This window comes from Ruminococcus turbiniformis (genome assembly GCF_020687545.1).
Classification (GTDB): Bacteria; Bacillota; Clostridia; order Lachnospirales; family Lachnospiraceae; genus Mediterraneibacter; species Mediterraneibacter turbiniformis.
On sequence record NZ_JAJEQX010000006.1, the window covers coordinates 61831 to 81143 of the forward strand.

Below are 19313 nucleotides of genomic sequence, written 5' to 3' on the forward strand. Positions count from 1 at the left end.
CTAAAAAAGGCCGGATGAGGCCGAAAAAGCAGGGTTACGACTGAAGTCTGCGCTTCAGGCAGTCGAGCAGAACATTCATCTCCTCGTCGGTACCGACGGTGATTCTCAGATACTGACCGATCTTCTCATCGTCCCAGTGTCTCACGTAAACATTCTCCTCTTTCAGCTCCTCAAACAGTCTGCCCGCATCATACTCCGGGTGGCGCGCGAAAAGGAAATTTGCCCTGGAATCCGTAAGGAGAAACCCGAGCTTTTCCAGTTCTCCCTTCACCCGCTCCCTTGTGGTTACTATTTTACGGACATTCGATTCAAAATATTCCCGGTCCTTCACAGCCGCAGCCCCGCATACCTGTGCCGCGCGGCTCATTGTGTAGGAGTTGAAGGAATATTTTACATGATTCAGACATTCGATCAGTCCCGGACTGGCCATGGCAAATCCGATTCTCATTCCTGCCATGCTTCTTGACTTTGAAAACGTCTGGGTCACAATCAGGTTGTCATAGCGGTCAATCAGCTCAGCCGCCGACCGTCCCGCAAAATCCACGTACGCCTCATCCACAATCACAATGGTATCCCTGTTGTGATGTAAGATATCCTCCACAAAGTCAAGTTCCTCATAAACCGCGGTGGGGGCGTTCGGGTTCGGGAAAATAATTCCCCCGTTCTCCCGGTAGTAGTCTTCTTTCACAAGACGGAAATTTCTGTCCAGTTCGGGACACTCATAGGGAATACCGTAGAGGGCGGCCCACACCTTGTAAAACGAGTACGTGATATCCGGAAAGAGAACCGGTTTCCCCGAATTGAAAAAGGTCAGAAAGCAAAGCGCCAGCACCTCATCCGATCCGACACCCACAAAGATCTGATCTTCACCCACTCCGTAGTTTTCCGCCAGCGCGCGGGTAAGCACACCTGACGCCGGATCCGGGTACAGTCTGAAATCGGCTGCATCAAGGTTCGCAAGCGCCTCCTTCACCCCCGGGGCCGGAGGATACGGGTTCTCGTTGGTGTTCAGCTTGACCACGCGCTTCTGGGGCTGTTCCCCCGGCACATACGGTTCCACATTCCGAATATTTTTAAGAAGTTCTGCTCTGACTGTCATGATTCACATTCTCCATTTCCGCCCAAATCTGCAGGTTTATTTCGCACTGCCGTCTTTCCTGCGCTGCCTGCATGCTTATTTCACGCTGCAGTCTTTCCTGCGCTGCCTGCAGGTTTTCTTTCACATCCGTCTATCTGTAGTTTGCCGCAAGCTCTGCAAACTTCGGCAGGGAGTTCACAATCGTCTCATAGGAGACACAGTATGCGATTCTCACGTAACCAGGGCACGCAAAGGAGCTTCCCGGCACGAGAAGGATATTGTACTCTTTCGCCTTTGCGCAGAATTCTTTTTCATCCGCCACCGGAGACTTCACGAAGAGATAGAACGCTCCCTCCGGCTTGATGCACTCAAACCCGAGTTCTTTTAATCCGTTGTAGAGGGTCTCTCTGTTTCTGTCGTAGAACGAAATGTCTGTCTTCTCGTTTAAGCACGCCTTTACAACTTTCTGCTGGAGTGTCGGAGCGTTTACAAATCCGAGGATTCTCGTGGCAACGTTGGCCGCCGCAATCACATTTTCACTGTCCGCAGCCTCATCCGGAATCACAAGGTAGCCGATCCGCTCTCCCGGAAGTGAGAGAGATTTGCTGTAGGAGTAGCCGACAACCGTATTTGCATAATATTTCGTCAGATACGGCACTTCAATCCCGTCGTAGGCCAGCTCTCTGTACGGCTCGTCCGAGATCAGATAAATATCCGTTCCGTACTCTTCCTGCTTTTTCTCCATCACAGAGGCCAGTTTTTTGATCGTCTCCTCTGAGTAGACAACACCGGTCGGGTTGTTCGGAGTATTCACGATGACTGCTCTTGTCTTCGGCGTGATCTTCTTCTCAAACTCATCCAGTCTCGGCTGGAATGTCTCCGTATCCGGGGAAATCTCCACAAGAGAACCGTCGTAATTGTTCACATAGCTTCTGTATTCTCCGAAATAGGGTGCGAACACGATCACCTCATCGCCCGGATTGATCAGCGCCTTGAGAATCACATTGAGTCCTCCGGCAGCCCCTACGGTCATGGTGATATTTCTCGCCTTAAAATTCGTTCCGAACCGGCCGTTTAACGACTCCGCCACTGCCTCACGCACATCCTCATATCCGGCATTGCTGTTCGTGTAGCCGTGGAGGACAACCGGATCTTCCCTGTTTAACAGTTCGATGATCGCATTTTTCACAGATTCCGGCGCCGGAACGTTCGGGTTTCCCAGGCTGAAATCAAACACATTCTCTGCCCCGTAGATCTTTGCCAGGCGGTTTCCCTCCTCAAACATCGCGCGGATCGCGGAACTGTTTGCCACCATGTTTTCCATTTTCTTTGATATCATTGCTGTCACTCCGTTTCTTTTACAAATCCTTTTTCTTCCAGGAAGGCCGGCCTGTATGAGAGCTTCGCCTTTCTCAATCCCTCCGCTCCCGTGTCGTCCTCTCTGTTGACGTATTTATAATTCATGCACTCATGCTGCACAAACTGCTGGTTAATCATCGGATAGGCACCCTCAACATCCGCATATGCCTTCTCGATATGCACGACAAACGTATCATCGCAAAGCGGTTCTCCCACCGTAAACGCGGCAATTTTCCCGTTCACACGCAGTACGCCGCCTGTCATGCCGAGTTCTTTGTAAAGCCGCAGCGAATTTAACGCCACGCACATCTCGGCATTTTTCTCCGGGTCGTCTTCACATCCGTTGTCGTTTCGCCACTGAAGCGCCATCTGGAAGCACTCTTCCACATTGTCATCGGAGAGCGTCTCATAGCTCCAGTCCGGATAGAGCTTCATGAATTTGTTGATATGATTTCTCTTGCCGTGGAGTTTTTTCCCTGCAAGAGTAGCCAGCTTCTCTGTCTCATACACGTAGTCCGCGTAGTCGCGGTTGTACTCGATGGAGAATCTGCCCGGATACCACTTCTCTAGCTGATCGAACATCTCCGGCGTCACATTATACAGGGCAAACGGACAGTTCTTCTCCCTGCAGTATTCCATAAGCCATTCCAGCGCCCTTCTGACATTTTCCGGCTTTCCCGCCGGATAAGAGTAAGCGCATCCGCCGCTTTCATTGCGGAACACAAGCGAGTCCTCGATTACGGCAAACTTCACATTATAATGTCTGGACCAGAGATAGCAGTTCACAAAACTTCTCTCGCAGCTCCGGCTCGGAGCCTGCTTAAAATACGATGAAATAAGATCTCTGTCCTCCAGTTCAGGCCGCTTAAAATCTGGTTCTGTCATTTTCGGTATCTGCCTCCGTCCTCAATTCTTCCAGTATTTTCCATTCGTCCATTTTTATTATTCCTCTTCCATACCGCTTAACCGCGCTGTCTGATCCGCCGCGATCAGACTGTCGATGATCTCGTCCAGATCTCCGTTTAACACGGAGTCGAGCTTGTGGAGAGTAAGCTTTATTCTGTGGTCCGTCACACGGCCCTGCGGGAAGTTGTAAGTCCGGATCTTCTCGGAGCGGTCTCCGGTACCGATCTGGCTTCTTCTCGCCTCGGCCTCAGACGCCTGCTGCTTTTCAAGTTCCAGATCATACAGCTTGGAGCGCAGCAGCCGGAATGCCTTCTCTTTGTTCTGAAGCTGAGACTTCTCTGTCTGGCTGTAAATTACGATTCCGGTCGGGAAGTGAGTCAGACGCACCGCTGAGTCCGTCGTGTTGACGCACTGTCCGCCGTTTCCGGAAGCTCTCATAACGTCGATCCGGATGTCCTTCTCATCAATCACCACATCCACTTCCTCGGCTTCCGGCATGATGGCCACAGTGATGGTGGACGTATGGATTCTTCCGCCGCTCTCCGTCTCCGGCACCCTCTGTACGCGATGCACGCCGCTTTCGTATTTCAGACGGGAGTAGGCTCCCTGTCCGGTAATCATAAAGACACACTCTTTGAAGCCGCCGATTCCGTTCTCATTTAAGGAAATCATCTCGGTTTTCCATCCCCGGCTGTCCGCGTAATGCACGTACATGCGGTAGATCTCCGCCGCAAAGAGCGCGGCCTCATCACCGCCCGCACCCGCGCGGATCTCCACGATGACGTTCTTGTCATCGTTGGGGTCTTTCGGGAGGAGAAGGATCTTCAGTTCCTTTTCCAGCTCCTCGATCCGCTTCTTTGACTCGTTTAACTCTTCCTTCGCCAGCTCGCGCATCTCCTCATCAGATTCCTCCTCGAGAAGCGACAGGCTGTCCTCCATATTCTGTTTACAGTTCTTATACTCGTTGTAAGCCTCTACGATAGGAGCGAGATCGCTCTGCTCTTTCATCAGCTTCCGGAACCGCACCGGATCGTCTGCCACGCCCGGCTCCTGCAGCTCTCCCATAATCTCCTCGTATCGGATCAGCAAATCATCCAATCTGTCAAACATGTTCCTCTGTCCTTTTCTAAAAAAATAATCTGGTGTCCAAATCTATATTCTCAACTATATCTTCCAAAAACTACCCGGTCAAGCCCTGCCAGGTCTTTTTTTACTTCAATGTCCAGGAAGCCGCCCTTTCTCATCAGATCAGCCACGTCCTCCGCCTGATCGCATCCGATCTCAAACATCAGATATCCGCCGTCTGCCAGATGCGGCCGGCACTCTCTGACAATCCTCCGGTAGAAGTAAAGGCCGTCCTCTTTTCCGTCCAGCGCCTCTCTGGGATCGTAGAGCCTGACCTCATCCTGGAGACTGTCCAGTTCCGCCGTGCGGATATAGGGCGGATTCGAGAGGATCAGTCCGAAGCTTCCCCGTACATTCTCAAACAGGTCTCCCTGCACAAACTCTGCCGGGATCTTCAGTTTCCCCGCGTTCTCTTTCGCCACGCCAAGCGCCCTCTCCGAGAGATCCGATCCGATTCCCCCGACCGGCATTTTCCCGCCGGATCTGCCGTTTTTCTTAAGCCAGTACAGGAAGCTTAAAAGTATGCATCCCGATCCCGTACACAGATCCAGCACGCGCAGGGTCCCGTTTTCCGTCGGCACAGCGCCGCTTCCGGCCGCCTTAAGCGCCTCCTCCACAAGGACTTCCGTGTCCTGCCGGGGAATGAGTACATCCCCGCTGACCCGGAACTCAAGTCCCATAAACTCCTGCACGCCTGTGATATGCTGCAGTGGAATACGTGCGCAGCGCTTCCTGATACACGATTCATATGCCGCGCTCTGGCTCTCTGTCATCTCCTGTCCGGGCCTTGCGTAATACAATGCCCTGCTGACTCCGGTCACAGATTCAAGCAGATACCACGCGTCCAGATCCGGTTCCGGCACTCCGGCCGCTTTCAGGCGCTCACGCCCTTCACTGTACGCATCGCCAAGTTTTTTCCCTGTTTTTCTCTCTTCGCATTTCTCAGAAGGCCTCATAAGTTCTCCTTCTGCCATGTTCGCCAGTCGAACACTTCCTCAACAGCCCGGATTCCCACTTCAATCATGCTGTCGTCGGGCTCTTTTGTGGTCATGTTCTGCACCCACATTCCCGGGCGGCTTAAGAGATTGATCAGTGCATTGTCGCTGTTCCCCGCCAGGCGGATAATCTCATAGGACACTCCTGCGATCAGCGGAAACAGCGCAATCCGGATCAGCACTCTCGCAATCTGGGACTCTGCTGTGATGAAGAAGCAGAAGACAATGCTCACAATCATAACGAAGAAAAGGAAGCTTGTCCCGCAGCGCTTGTGCTGCTTTGAGCTTTTTCTGACATTTTCCACGTTCAGTTCCAGGCCGTGTTCAATACAGTTGATACACTTGTGCTCTGCCCCGTGATACATAAATGTGCGTTTGATATCCTTTGTCCTTGATATAAGGAAGATATACAGCAGGAAAATCACGACGCGGATCACGCCCTCGAAGATTGTCATGAACGCTCTGGATGACGTAAGCCGCTCCACGAAACTGCTCAGAAAATAGGGAAGTACCATGAAAAGCCCCACTGCGATGATGACAGCGAGCACGACCGTCAGATTCATCAGAATCCGGTCCCGTTTTTCCTGCTTTGCAGCCGCCTCTTCGGTAAGTTCTTCCTCTTCCTCCTCTTCAAAGAAGGAAGCAGAATATGTCAGTGTCTTCATTCCCAGCACAAGGGAATCGATAAAGTTAAATATGCCCCTGATAAAAGGGATTTTAAGCGGTGTCTTCCACGGAATTACACTGTGGTATTCCTTGACATCCACGGCGATATCTCCGTCCGTTTTGCGGACAGCCACGGAATACTTTCCTCCGTTCCGCATCATAATGCCTTCGAGAACCGCCTGTCCTCCTATGTTTGATGACTTCATTGTCCCTCCAATTTTGTAAACCCAGGCTGCACTGCAGTCTGGGTTCATACAAACAGGCTGAGATGCTTCCACCTCAGCCTGCTGTGTTTGTTTCCTATTTAATACCGTATTTCTTGTTGAACTTGTCAACACGGCCGCGTGCCTGTGCAGCTTTCTGCTGTCCTGTGTAGAACGGATGGCACTTGGAGCAGATTTCAACGTGGATGCTCTCCTTTGTGGAACCTGTCACAAATGTGTTTCCACAGTTGCAGGTCACTGTAGCCTGATGATACTCCGGATGGATTCCTTCGCGCATGATATTCACCTCTCTATTTCAAATTACTTATTATTATCTCTAAACAGCTTAATCATTGTAACACAAGATATAGTGCTTTGCAACTGTTTTTTATATAAACTTCTGGCGGATCACCTGGTGCACGAGTTCCGCATTTGATTTTGTTCTCGAGAACATATTCAGAAGATTGTCAACCGCTTCCTCTGCTTTCATTCCGTTCATGGCTCTGCGCATGATGTAGATTGCTTCCTGCTCTTCCTTATTAAGAAGCAGGTCCTCTCTTCTCGTTCCGGACTTTGGAATATCGATGGCCGGGAATACTCTTCTCTCCTGAAGTTTTCTGTCCAGGATCAGCTCCATGTTGCCGGTTCCCTTGAACTCCTCGTATACCACGTCATCCATCTTGCTTCCCGTATCCACAAGCGCTGTTGCGAGAATCGTAAGGCTTCCGCCCTCTCTCATGTTTCTCGCGGCACCGAAGAACCGCTTCGGACTGTAAAGCGCAGCCGGGTCAAGTCCTCCGGAAAGTGTTCTTCCGGACGGCGGGACAATCAGGTTGTACGCGCGGGAGAGTCTCGTGATACTGTCCAGAAGAATCATTACATCCTGCCCATGCTCCACCAGTCTCTTTGCTCTCGCAATCACCATTTCAGACACTCTCTTGTGGTGCTCCGGCAGCTCATCGAATGTGGAATGAATCACTTCCACGTTGGGCCCTGAAATTGCCTCCTTGATATCTGTCACTTCCTCCGGGCGCTCGTCAATCAGCAGAATGAGCAGATGCATATGAGGCTCCGATTTCTGCACGGAAAGCGCCACCTCTTTCAAAAGCGTCGTCTTGCCGGCTTTCGGAGGAGATACGATCATTCCTCTCTGGCCCTTTCCGATCGGGGAGACCAGATCCATGATCCGCATCGCCGTGCTGCTTCCGGAATTTTCAAGGCGGATTCTCTTGTTCGGGAAGATGGGCGTCAGATCCTCAAAGTTCTTTCTCTTCATGGCCTCCGCCGGGCGCAGGCCGTTGATCGTTGACACATAAAGGAGTGCGCTGAACTTCTCTCCCTGCGTCTTTACTCTTGTGTTTCCTGTCAGGATATCACCTGTCTTCAGTCCGAATCTTCTGATCTGTGCCGGGGACACATATACATCGTTTTCTCCCGGCAGATAATTGTCGCTTCGTATGAATCCGAAGCCGTCCTGCATGACCTCCAGAATGCCGTTGGCCGTGTATCCACTGTCCAGATGCTCAATGTCTGTCTCAGCCTTCTTCTCCTTCATCTCTTCACGGACTTCCTCTTTTGCCTCCGTCGCAGCTTCTTTCTGCTCTTCTTTCTCGTCAAGCGCAAGCATCGCATCGATCAGCTCACTCTTTTTAAGTCCGGAAACGCCTCTCATTTTTCTCGCCTTCGCAAGCTCTTTTAATGTTGCCAGAGGCAGTGATTCATACTTCTCTCTCGTCATAAAAATTTTCCTTTCACAAAAATCACAAAACAAATAAAGTCAACGTATATCAAAATGCTTCGGGAATTTTCGTCTGAACAGACATAAAATCGATAATCTGCATCAAATATGCAATAATTATACATTTCCGAACCGCCCTTGTCAAGTCGGGTATGAAAGTGATATGATAAATAACAGTTCAGCTGCGGCCCTGAAAACGGCACAGGCTGAACTTCACTTCACAAAGAGAGGTATGGAAAATGTCAAACAGCGAGAAAGCACTTAAGATGCATGAACAGTGGAACGGGAAACTTGAGACTGCGGCAAAGGCACGCGTGAACAGCCGTGAAGATCTCTCCATCGCCTACACCCCCGGCGTCGCAGAGCCCTGCAAGGTCATTGCGGAGAATCCCGGTGCCGCATATAAATACACAATCAAGGCAAACACCGTCGCCGTTGTCTCCGACGGAAGCGCGGTTCTGGGACTTGGAAATATCGGCGCGCTTGCCGCCATGCCGGTCATGGAAGGAAAGGCAGTCCTTTTCAAGGAGTTCGGAGGCGTCAACGCCGTTCCGATCTGTCTGGACACTCAGGATACGGAGGAGATTATAAAGACCGTCGTCAACATTGCCCCGGCGTTCGGCGGGATCAACCTGGAGGACATCTCCGCTCCCCGCTGTTTTGAGATTGAAAACCGGTTAAAGGAGCTCCTTGACATTCCGGTTTTCCACGATGACCAGCACGGAACGGCAATTGTCGTGCTCGCCGGCATCATCAACGCCCTGAAAGTGACCGGAAAGAAAAAAGAGGAATGCCGGGTTGTCGTAAACGGTGCCGGAAGCGCCGGTGTTGCGATAACGAAGCTTCTTCTGACATACGGATTTCCTCATATTACAATGTGCGATATCAACGGAATCATCTCAAAAGAATCCGAAGGACTCAACTGGATGCAGAAAGAGATGGCTGAAGTGACAAACCTTGAAAACAGAACGGGCACGCTCTCCGACGCGCTTAAGGGTGCCGATATCTTTGTCGGCGTCTCCGCCCCGGGCATCGTATCCCAGGAGATGGTCTCTTCCATGAACCGCGACGCCATCCTCTTCGCCATGGCGAACCCGGTACCGGAGATCATGCCGGATCTGGCAAAGGCAGCCGGCGCGAAAGTCGTCGGAACAGGACGCTCGGACTTCCCGAACCAGGTCAATAACGTGATCGCTTTCCCCGGCATCTTTAAGGGAGCTCTGGAAGGCCGTGCCGCGCAGATCACCGAAGAGATGAAGCTTGCGGCCGCAGAGGCGATCGCAGGGCTCGTACCCGACGAGACGTTAAGTGAGGACAACATTCTCCCCGAAGCCTTTGATCCCCGCGTGGCCGAGACGGTAAGCAGGGCCATCCGGGAGCGGATCTGACATGACCTCTTCCGCAGACGTAAAAACGCAGAGTCCGCAGCTTAAGGCGCAGAGCCCGCAGCTGAAAATGCAGAGCCGTCTGACGCCGGGACAGACCCGCTGGGGCGAGAAGCGGTATCACTCCCTTGACTGGTTTCTCCGGAACAGGTTCGGGGAAAAGGTATACCGGATCGCCCTAAACGGAGGGATGACCTGCCCGAACCGTGACGGACATATCGGCACCGGAGGATGTATCTTCTGCAGTGCCATGGGTTCCGGGGATTTCGCCGGAGATGTGCTTCTTCCGATCCGCACACAGCTTGAAAACGGGAAAAAGGAACTTCAGAGCAAGCGCCCTGTCCAGTCGTATATCGCATATTTTCAGGCTTTTACGAACACCTATGCGCCTGTGGAATATCTGGAGAAGATTTTCACTGAGGCACTCGGCGATCCGGATGTGAAGGCACTTTCCGTCGCCACGCGCCCCGACTGTCTCGGTGATGACGTGGTCGGACTTCTCGGACGGCTGAACTCGATTCGTCCCGTATGGGTGGAGCTCGGACTTCAGACAATCCACCCGGCCACTGCACAGATGATCCGCAGGGGGTATGATCTTCCGGTGTTCGACTGTGCCGTGCGCAGGCTTCGCCGGGCCGGGATCGACGTGATCGTCCATGTCATCCTCTTCCTTCCGGGGGAGACAGAGGAAGACATGCTTAAGACCATAGACTATTTAAACCGCTGCGACATTCAGGGGATTAAGCTTCAGCTTCTCCACGTGCTCAGGGGCACTGATCTTGCAGACGTGTACGAAAGGGAACCGTTTCACGTTCCGGATCAGGATGAGTATATCCGCACGCTTGCGCGCTGTGTCTCTCATCTGCGGCCGGACATCGTAATTCACAGACTGACAGGGGACGGACCGAAAGACCTGCTCATCGCTCCCCTCTGGACCGGCGCGAAACGGACGGTTTTAAACCGGTTTCATCAGTATATGAAAGAAAATGACATATGGCAGGGAAAGGAGTACCATGGCTGAAACTTTCACGCTTTACAAACTGATCATCTTATACATGCTCAACAAAGTGGATTTTCCGCTCACGACCTCACAGATATCAGAATTTGTGCTGGACAAAGGCTATACGACATATTTTAAGCTCCAGGAAGCGCTCTCGGAGCTGGCGCAGTCCGAACTGATCCGCCCTGAGATGACGCATAACCGGACGCTGTATCATCTGACCGAAGAAGGCGGCGAGACGATTCACTATTTCAGCAACAAGATATCCCCGGCCATCCGGAAGGATATCGATGATTTTCTCCGGGAAAAACAGTACGATCTGAAAGAAGAATCTTCTGTTAAGGCTGACTATTATCTGAACACAGAGAGAGAGTATGAAGTCCGCTGCCAGATCGTGGAGAACGGGTCCAGCCTCATTGATCTGAAACTCACGGTTCCGACCGAGAAAGAGGCTGAGACGATCGCTCACCACTGGAACGGGAAGAGCCAGGAGATCTACGCGCTACTCCTGTCGAATCTTCTTTAAATACTCACCGATCTCTTTTTCGTGACCGAGGACGCCGGGTTCATAGAATCTGGCGTCTTTTATTTCGTCCGGGAGATACTGCTGTTTCACGTAGTGCCCCGGATAGTCATGGGCATACTTGTATCCGGTTCCGTGCCCAAGCTTCTGCGCCCCTTTGTAGTGGGCGTCCTTCAGATGGACCGGCACGCTCGTCTGGTATTGTTTCACCGCCTCATCTGCGGCAAATATGGCGTTTGACGCGGAATTGCTCTTCGGAGCGCAGGCGATGTACGTCACTGCCTGGGAGAGGATGATCTGGGCCTCCGGCATTCCGACCCGCTCCGCCGCCTGCGCTGCCGAGACCGCCACAACAAGGGCCATGGGATCTGCATTTCCCACATCCTCGGACGCGCAGATCATAATCCTTCGGGAGATAAACTTCACATCCTCCCCGGCATAAAGCATTTTCGCCAGATAGTAGACGGCGGCGTCCGGGTCAGATCCTCTCATGCTCTTGATGAAAGCGGAGATGATATCATAGTGGTTGTCCCCTCTTTTGTCGTAGTTCACCACTCTCTTCTGAATACACTCTGAGGCCACGTCCAGGGTAATGTGTATGATTCCGTCCGCGCTCCGCTCTGTCGTAAGTACCGCAAGCTCAATCGCATTCAGCGCGCTCCTTGCGTCCCCGCCCGCCATGTCGGAGAGAAAATCAAGGGCGTCGTCGTCGATCTGCGCCCGGAAGCTTCCCATCCCTTTTTCCGTGTCCGTGAACGCTTTTTTGAGAAGCGACCGGATATCCGCTTTTTCAAGAGGCTTCAGTTCAAAAATGCTTGACCTGGAGATCAGCGCCCCGTTCACCTCAAAATACGGGTTCTCTGTGGTCGCCCCGATGAGGATTACCGTGCCGTCCTCTACAAACGGAAGAAGGTAGTCCTGCTGTCCTTTGTTGAACCGGTGGATCTCATCGATAAAGAGGATCGTCTTCTTTCCATACATCCCCCTTAAGTTTTTTGCCTCCTGTATGACCTCCTCCATGTCCTTCTTCCCGGCGACAGTGGCATTGATCTGTTTAAACTCAGCGCTTGTCGTGTTCGCGATCACTTTTGCAAGTGTTGTCTTCCCTGTTCCCGGCGGGCCGTAAAAGATCACCGAGCTCAGCTTATCTGCCTTGATGGCCCGGTAGAGCAGCCTGTCTTTTCCGATAATGTGCTGCTGTCCGACTACTTCATCCAGCGTCGCCGGCCTCATCCGGGAGGCAAGAGGTGATTCTTTCTCCTGGTTTGTCTCTCTCATATAGTCAAAAAGATCCATTTTTCTTCCTCCTATTCTCCTGTTCCCGCCAGAGTGCGGATCACTTCCCCGGCAATCATCAGCCCCGCCGCAGGGGGCACAAAAGAAACGCTCCCCGGAGTCGACCGGCGTTCCCGCTGCGCCGCCCCCTTTTCTTCCCCGCCGCGGCTCTGCATGTCCGCAGCGGTCCCGTTCCCGCTGCCGCTGTGTACCACACACTCTCTGTTCTCACCGTTCTGCACGGTTCTCGGTTTTTCTTTTGAATATACGACTTTCAGATGCTCAATCCCTCTTTTTTTCAGCTCCCTGCGCATAACCCGGCACAGGGGGCAGACACTGGTCTCTGAGAGATCCGCGATCTCAAAAAGCTCCGGATGAAGCTTGTTTCCGGTTCCCATGCTGCTGATGATCGGAATCCCTTTCTGCGCCGCAAAGACAGCCAGGGCGATTTTCGCGCTCACCGTATCGATGGCGTCCACAATATAATCCGGCATCACCGGTCCGAAAACCGACTCGATATTGTCCGGAAGGACAAACGTCTCATACGTCTCTACTTCGGTATCCGGATCAATATCCCGGATGCGCTCCCGCATCACTTCCGTCTTGAACCGCCCCACTGTGCTGTGGTATGCGATGGACTGCCTGTTGATGTTTGATGCTGCCACCCGGTCACTGTCGATGAGCGTCAGTTTCCCCACTCCGCTTCTCGCCAGCGCTTCCACGCAGTGAGAGCCCACGCCTCCCACGCCGAAAACGGCAACCGACGACTGCCTGAGCCGGGAGACGCCGTCCTCCCCGAGCAGCATCCGCGTCCTCGTATCCTGTTCTCTGTTCTGTATCGTCATACTGATCTCCTCTTCGCCTTCCGGTACTCGGAAGGACTGATTCCCTTCTGTTTTCTGAATGCCTTTGAAAAATACAGGTTGTTCTCAAACCCTACCGAATATGCAATCGCCGACACGGACAGGCCGGTCTCTCTCAGCAGCCGGCACGCCTGTTTGATCCTGTATTCCGTCAGATACTCTTTCGGAGACTGGCGCAGGTAACTCTGAAAAGAGCGGAACAGATGGCTTCTGCTGATTCCCACATAGGCGGCAACATCTTCCACTGTAATCGGATAGGAATAGTTGTTGCCGATATAGCTCTGCGCCCGCTCCACATAGGTCTCCTGAGTGTCCGTCTGCCGGTCTTCCTTCTCCGCATACTGCATGAAAACGGCCAGCAGGCTGTACAGAGCCCCCGCCATCGCCACCGCGGACTCATAGTTATTCCCCTTCGCGCGGTAGATATTCCCGATTCCTTCCCGGATCTTCTCCCCCGGCACCCTTCCTTTAAGAATGTAGGGCGACTCCCGGCTGAATTCCGTATTCCGGATAATGGACGCCGCATCCGCTCCCATAAACCCGGCCCAGCCGTACTCCCATGGTTCCTCGCTGTCCGCCTGATACTCAAGCTCCACCCCCGGAAACAGGATGAACGTATCCCCCGCCTTAAGGCGGACCGAAATCTTTCCCGTCGTGTACGTCCCGCTGCCGGAGAGAATATGGTGGATACAGTAGTGGTCTCTGATTCCCGGCCCCCACTGGTAGTCGGGTTCACACTTCTGATACCCCACATTGTAGACAGCCAGAGAGTTCAGAAAATTTTCTCCCATTTTATATGAATGCTTGTATGTATCCGGCATACCGCACCTCCCTGTGATCCTGAAATCCGTCCTGTTTCTTTGCTCCGCCTGTTTTCCTCACAGCACAGTCTATATCAGTATACACCATAACCGCCCTCCGCGCATCTGTTTCTCACAACATTTTTACATATGTTTGCACGTATTTTGTATGGACTTCAACATCTGTCCGGGCTATATTAGCAGTAGATTCAATCAAGATTTCACACAAGGAGGTTCATCAGATGGAACAGAAACTTTTTGAGAAATTTGCAGAACTGTTCGGTGACGCGGACGGAGCACGCTTTTACTTCTCCCCCGGACGCGTCAACCTGATCGGAGAACATACAGACTACAACGGAGGACATGTATTTCCCTGCGCGCTTACCATGGGAACCTACGCGGCGGCACGGGCGCGCAGCGACCGCAGAATCCGTCTCTACTCCATGAACCTTAACCGGTTCGGCGTTGTGGAAGCATCCCTCGACGATCTGACAAACAAAAAGGAATACAACTGGGCCAACTACCCGCTGGGCGTTGTCTGGGCGTTTAAAGAGAAAGGACATATGCCGCCTGCAGGCTTTGACATGGTCATCTGGGGAAATATCCCGAACGGTTCCGGGCTTTCCTCCTCCGCATCCCTGGAAGTGCTCACAGGGGTTGTGCTCTGCGATCTCTTCGGAATCGACAGCCTGACGATGACTGACCTTGCGCTGATCGGACAGTACTCGGAGAATAACTTCAACGGATGCAACTGCGGGATCATGGATCAGTTCGCTGTGGCTATGGGAAAGAAGGACAACGCCATCTTCCTCGACACGGCGGCCTTAAACTACGAGTATGCCCCGATCCGTCTTGAGGACGCGAAGATCGTCATAACGAACAGCAAGGTAAAGCACAGCCTTGTGGACTCTGCATACAACGACCGGCGCCGCGAATGCACCGAAGCGCTCGCCGCCCTGCAGGCAGAGCTTGACATCCGCTCTCTCGGGGATCTGACTCCGGAAAAATTCGAGCAGAACAAACATTTGATCAAAGACCCGGTGCAGTTAAAGCGCGCAAAACACGCGGTATATGAAAACCAGAGAACGATCGACGCGGTGGCAGCTCTTCGCGCCGGAGACATTGAGAAATTCGGAAAACTGATGAATCAGTCCCACGTCTCCCTGCGAGATGATTACGAAGTGTCCTGTCCGGAGATCGATATTCTTGTAGATCTCGCATGGCAGATCCCGGGAGTCATCGGTTCCCGCATCACCGGCGGCGGATTCGGCGGATGCACGGTCAGCATCGTGAAAAACGAGGCTGTAGATCCGTTTATCGACACGATCGGAAAGACCTACCTTGAAAAAGTCGGACACGAGGCGGAATTTTACACCGTAGACATTGGAGACGGCGCGTCCCGCATCCTGTAGGGTGCCGGCATACAGCAAGTGTCAGCTGCAGCAGATCAAATCGCTTACAGACAAAAAACGGAGGGAAAGAGCTATGCTTTATGAGTCAGTAAAGAAACTTGTCCAGTACGGAATCAACGCCGGTCTCACACCGGAATCCGAGCGGATCTACACGACGAATCTTCTTCTTGATGTGATGAAGGAGGAGGAATACGAGGACGTGGACTGCGATCTTGAACACATCGTGCTCGAGGACGTGCTTAAGGATCTGCTTGACGAGGCAGTAAAAAGAGGGCTGATCGAAGACAGCGTCACATACCGCGATCTCTTTGATACGCGCCTTATGAACTGCCTGATGCCCCGGCCGGCACAGGTCCGCCAGACCTTTTTTGGCAAATATGAAACATCTCCGGAGGAGGCAACAAAATGGTATTATAAGTTCAGTCAGGACAGCGACTATATCCGCCGCTACCGGATCTGCCGCGACCGCAAATGGACTGTGGAGACAAAATACGGGACGCTGGACATCACCATCAACCTGTCCAAGCCCGAAAAAGATCCGAAAGCCATCGCGGCTGCCGGAAAGGCAAAGTCCGCCTCCTATCCGAAGTGCCAGCTCTGTATGGAAAACGAGGGATATGCCGGACGCGCGAATCATCCGGCAAGGGAGAACCACCGGATCATCCCCATAGAGATCCAGGGGAAGGAATGGGGATTCCAGTACTCTCCCTACGTGTACTACAACGAGCACTGTATCGTATTCAACGGCGAGCACGTCCCCATGAAGATCGACCGGAACACCTTTGAGAAACTGTTTGACTTCATCCGGCTGTTCCCGCACTATTTCCTCGGTTCCAACGCTGATCTTCCGATCGTCGGCGGATCCATCTTAAGCCACGACCACTTCCAGGGCGGCAACTACACCTTTGCCATGGCGAAGGCCCCCATAACCGAGAACTTCACTGTGCCGGGGTATGAAGACGTGACAGCCGGGATTGTCAACTGGCCCCTCTCCGTCATCCGGCTTCAGGGAAAAGATCCGGAGCGGATCATCGACCTTGCGGATCATATTCTGCGGAAATGGCGCGGCTATACAGACGAAGAGGCGTTTATCTTCGCGGAGACGGACGGCGCGCCCCACAACACGATCACGCCTATCGCACGGCGCCGTGGAGATCTCTTTGAACTTGACCTGACGCTGCGCAATAATATCACTACCGAAGAGCATCCGCTGGGCGTCTATCACCCGCATGCGAAGCTTCATCACATCAAAAAGGAGAACATCGGTCTGATCGAGGTCATGGGCCTGGCTGTTCTGCCCGCCCGTCTGAAAGATGAGATGGAACTTTTGAAAGAGTATATTCTTGAGGGAAAAGACATCCGCGGCAATGAACAGATCGCAAAACACGCGGACTGGACGGAAGAATTTCTTCCTTCCTATGACGAAGTGAACGGGAATAATATCGACCGCATTCTGGAACAGGAAGTAGGAAAAGTCTTCTGTCAGGTGCTCGAGGATGCCGGTGTATACAAATGTACGGAAGAAGGCAGGGCAGCATTCCGCAGATTTATCGGCGTGCTGTAGAGCCCCCTGCACGCCGCCTGGAATACTGCCCTTTTGCAGCCGGTTTTTGCCGGCTGCTTTCTTGACAAAACCTCTTTGATGACAGATAATATCTGTGAAATTCAGCAGAACTGCAGACTTTTCAATTTCACGTAAGGAGGCAACTGATATATGAGACAATGTATGGATTCTGACAATCTTCACCGCCGCCTGAAAAAGATTATCGGTCAGGTACAGGCCATTGACCGTATGATAGACGAGGATATTCCGTGTGAAGATATCCTTTCCCAGATCAATGCGGCCAAGTCCGCCCTGCACAAAGTCGGGCAGATCGTTCTCGAGGGGCATATCAATCACTGTGTAAAAGACGGCATCGAACACGGAGACGTGGATCAGACAATTGCCAGTTTCACCAAAGCGGTAGAACGTTTTGCAAACATGAAATAAATTATCAGTAAGATTCTCTTCAATATGTTTCTCATTTCTTGACAACCCATACCCCTATAGGTATATAATATGGTCAGTGATCTGCCAAACAGAATCAGGAAAGGGGTCTGGGAATGAAAAAATTAGAAGAACTTCTTGAATGGGGCGGGACAAAAAGAGATATCGCCTTTCTTGTCATATCAGGCGCGGCTCTCCTTATGAGCATTTTTGATCTCTCCCCGTTTCCTTTTGACATGGCATGGATTGCCATTATTCTCTGTGGTATCCCGATTATACTGGAGGCGTTCATCGGTCTTGTGACCGCCTTCGATATCAGGGCAGATGTGCTTGTATCCATCGCCCTTGTCGCCTCCGTCATTACAGGTGAGGATTTCGCTGCCGGGGAAGTTGCTTTTATTATGCAGCTCGGAGGCCTTCTCGAAGATCTCACTGTCGCGAAGGCGAGAGCCGGCATCGAGAAGCTTGTCCATCTCACGCCCCGCACTGCAAGACGTCTCACAGGCGGCTCAGAGGAAGTGATACCGGCTGAAGATGTTAAGATCGGCGATGTTCTCCGCGTTCTTCCGGGTGAGACAATTCCCGTGGACGGCGTCATTCTCTCCGGAGAGACGTCTGTAAACCAGGCAGTCATGACCGGGGAATCGCTCCCTGTCGACAAGGCGCCCGGAGACGATGTCTCCAGCGGAACAGTCAACCAGTTTGGCGTCTTTGAGATGAAAGCGGTAAAAGTCGGGGAAGACAGCTCCATCCAGCGCATGATCCGGCTTGTACAGTCAGCGGATGCGGGAAAGGCTAAAATCGTCGGAATTGCAGACCGGTGGGCAACGTGGATTGTCGTGATCGCCCTCACTGCAGCAGCTCTGACCTGGCTCATCTCCGGTGAGATCATCCGGGCTGTAACGATCCTCGTTGTCTTCTGTCCCTGCGCGCTTGTTCTTGCCACTCCCACCGCAGTCATGGCGGCTATCGGAAATGCCACAAAACACGGCTTCCTTGTGCGCGAAGGAGATGCGCTTGAACGTCTCGCCGCGGTAAAGAATATCACGTTTGACAAAACCGGAACCCTCACCTGCGGAACCCCGGAAGTGATTGCTGTGGAATCCTTTCTTACAGAAATATCGGACGCAGAACTGTACAGATATGCTGCAGGCGCAGAACTGCGTTCGGAACATCCGCTCGGGAAAGCCATCGTCCGCTGCTTCAAAGACAAAGCCCCGGCCGCTCCCCCTGATCCTGATGAGTTCCGCATGCTGCCGGGCCGCGGGGTGAGCGCCATCGTAAATACACGCCAGATCCTTGCCGGAAATCCCGAACTGCTGTCCGAAAACGGGATTGCGCTCCCGGACGCTGTCCGTCAGAGAGCCAACCTGTACCGCGAGGAAGGATGTACGGTCATCTATCTCTCCGCAGACGGGGAATGCGCCGGATTCCTTGCGCTCTCCGACACACTGAGGGAAGATGCGGCCGACACGATCGACGGGGTCAAAGCTGCCGGCGTCACGCCTGTCCTTCTGACCGGAGACCACAAAAACGCAGCCGAGCACATCGCAGGCCTGCTCCACATAGACGAGGTTCACTCCGACTGTCTGCCGGAAGACAAACTGAACTGGATCGACACTTATGAAAAAAAGAAACGGCCTGTATGCATGATCGGCGACGGCATCAACGACGCACCGGCGCTTAAGAAAGCCTGTGTGGGAATTGCCATGGGAAAAATCGGAAGTGACATTGCCGTAGATGCGGCGGATATTGCCCTTGTAAACGATGATATAAGAGAGCTCCCCCATCTGCTCCGTCTTGCCCGGAGAATGATGACGACAATCCGCATCAACCTTACCTTTTCCATGACGCTGAATTTTATCGCCATCATCCTGGCCATCACAGGAATTTTAAATCCTGTCGTGGGTGCGCTCGTCCACAATGCAGGGTCTGTACTCGTAATCGTCAATTCCGCCCTGCTCCTGAGCTGGAAGAAATCATAACCGGCGAACCGCT

18 protein-coding genes are annotated in these 19313 nt (G+C 52.6%); 7 read left to right on the top strand and 11 right to left on the bottom strand.

Annotated elements, in window-relative coordinates:
- Positions 1–34: 34 nt before the first annotated feature.
- From hisC to rho, 8 genes are all read right to left on the bottom strand, one after another.
- Positions 35–1099 carry a histidinol-phosphate transaminase gene (gene hisC, locus LKD70_RS04935; protein WP_227706925.1) on the bottom strand — a complete coding sequence of 355 codons (1065 nt, stop codon included), beginning with the start codon at positions 1097–1099 and terminating at the stop codon, positions 35–37.
- Between the two features lie 130 nt (positions 1100–1229).
- Positions 1230–2417 carry a pyridoxal phosphate-dependent aminotransferase gene (locus LKD70_RS04940; protein ID WP_227706926.1) on the bottom strand — a complete coding sequence of 396 codons (1188 nt, stop codon included), beginning with the start codon at positions 2415–2417 and terminating at the stop codon, positions 1230–1232.
- Positions 2418–2422: 5 nt separating this feature from the next.
- Complete coding sequence (locus tag LKD70_RS04945; protein WP_227706927.1) at positions 2423–3322, bottom strand: DUF2156 domain-containing protein; 900 nt, start codon at positions 3320–3322, stop codon at positions 2423–2425.
- Positions 3323–3379: 57 nt separating this feature from the next.
- On the bottom strand, positions 3380–4453 hold the full coding sequence (prfA, locus tag LKD70_RS04950) for a peptide chain release factor 1 (protein WP_227706928.1): 1074 nt from the start codon (positions 4451–4453) through the stop codon (positions 3380–3382).
- A gap of 50 nt (positions 4454–4503) precedes the next feature.
- Positions 4504–5424, bottom strand: coding sequence for a peptide chain release factor N(5)-glutamine methyltransferase (gene prmC / locus LKD70_RS04955; protein WP_227706929.1), 921 nt, complete (start codon positions 5422–5424; stop codon positions 4504–4506).
- Entirely contained in the window at positions 5421–6335 is a 915-nt protein-coding gene (locus tag LKD70_RS04960) for a DUF1385 domain-containing protein (protein WP_227706930.1), read from the bottom strand. The genes prmC and LKD70_RS04960 overlap by 4 nt, the downstream gene beginning before the upstream one ends.
- A 94-nt stretch (positions 6336–6429) precedes the next feature.
- Positions 6430–6630 carry a 50S ribosomal protein L31 gene (rpmE, locus tag LKD70_RS04965; protein WP_072525822.1) on the bottom strand — a complete coding sequence of 67 codons (201 nt, stop codon included), beginning with the start codon at positions 6628–6630 and terminating at the stop codon, positions 6430–6432.
- A gap of 90 nt (positions 6631–6720) precedes the next feature.
- A complete protein-coding gene (gene rho, locus LKD70_RS04970) occupies positions 6721–8070 on the bottom strand; it encodes a transcription termination factor Rho (RefSeq protein WP_227706931.1) in 1350 nt (449 codons plus the stop codon).
- 239 nt (positions 8071–8309) lie between these two features.
- Between rho and LKD70_RS04975 the strand changes: the two genes are divergently transcribed.
- The 3 genes from LKD70_RS04975 to LKD70_RS04985 all read left to right on the top strand — a co-directional run bounded on the left by LKD70_RS04975 (position 8310) and on the right by LKD70_RS04985 (position 10981).
- On the top strand, positions 8310–9458 hold the full coding sequence (locus LKD70_RS04975) for an NAD(P)-dependent malic enzyme (protein WP_227706932.1): 1149 nt from the start codon (positions 8310–8312) through the stop codon (positions 9456–9458).
- Between the two features lie 67 nt (positions 9459–9525).
- On the top strand, positions 9526–10476 hold the full coding sequence (locus LKD70_RS04980) for a TIGR01212 family radical SAM protein (protein WP_227706999.1): 951 nt from the start codon (positions 9526–9528) through the stop codon (positions 10474–10476).
- The gene (locus LKD70_RS04985) at positions 10469–10981 is read left to right on the top strand and encodes a DUF4364 family protein (protein WP_227706933.1); all 513 of its coding nucleotides are present in this window, start codon (positions 10469–10471) and stop codon (positions 10979–10981) included. Before LKD70_RS04980 ends, LKD70_RS04985 begins: the two co-directional genes overlap by 8 nt.
- Here LKD70_RS04985 and LKD70_RS04990 read toward each other — a convergent pair.
- The 3 genes from LKD70_RS04990 to LKD70_RS05000 are packed head-to-tail and all read right to left on the bottom strand — an operon-like array spanning position 10958 to position 13937.
- Positions 10958–12274, bottom strand: a complete 1317-nt coding sequence (locus tag LKD70_RS04990; RefSeq protein ID WP_227706934.1) for a replication-associated recombination protein A — start codon at positions 12272–12274, stop codon at positions 10958–10960. The genes LKD70_RS04985 and LKD70_RS04990 overlap by 24 nt on opposite strands.
- 11 nt (positions 12275–12285) lie before the next feature.
- Positions 12286–13098, bottom strand: coding sequence for a tRNA threonylcarbamoyladenosine dehydratase (locus LKD70_RS04995; RefSeq protein WP_227706935.1), 813 nt, complete (start codon positions 13096–13098; stop codon positions 12286–12288).
- Positions 13095–13937 carry an AraC family transcriptional regulator gene (locus LKD70_RS05000; protein WP_227706936.1) on the bottom strand — a complete coding sequence of 281 codons (843 nt, stop codon included), beginning with the start codon at positions 13935–13937 and terminating at the stop codon, positions 13095–13097. Before LKD70_RS05000 ends, LKD70_RS04995 begins: the two co-directional genes overlap by 4 nt.
- A gap of 221 nt (positions 13938–14158) precedes the next feature.
- On the opposite strand from LKD70_RS05000, the gene LKD70_RS05005 reads away from it, so the two are divergent.
- From LKD70_RS05005 to LKD70_RS05020, 4 genes are all read left to right on the top strand, one after another.
- The gene (locus tag LKD70_RS05005; RefSeq protein WP_227706937.1) at positions 14159–15328 is read left to right on the top strand and encodes a galactokinase; all 1170 of its coding nucleotides are present in this window, start codon (positions 14159–14161) and stop codon (positions 15326–15328) included.
- Positions 15329–15401: 73 nt separating this feature from the next.
- A complete protein-coding gene (gene galT / locus LKD70_RS05010; protein ID WP_227706938.1) occupies positions 15402–16892 on the top strand; it encodes a UDP-glucose--hexose-1-phosphate uridylyltransferase in 1491 nt (496 codons plus the stop codon).
- 150 nt (positions 16893–17042) lie between these two features.
- Positions 17043–17318 (top strand): metal-sensing transcriptional repressor, encoded by a 276-nt coding sequence (locus LKD70_RS05015; protein WP_227706939.1) that lies wholly within the window; start codon positions 17043–17045, stop codon positions 17316–17318.
- Between the two features lie 113 nt (positions 17319–17431).
- Entirely contained in the window at positions 17432–19300 is a 1869-nt protein-coding gene (locus tag LKD70_RS05020) for a heavy metal translocating P-type ATPase (protein ID WP_227706940.1), read from the top strand.
- Positions 19301–19313: the final 13 nt, after the last annotated feature.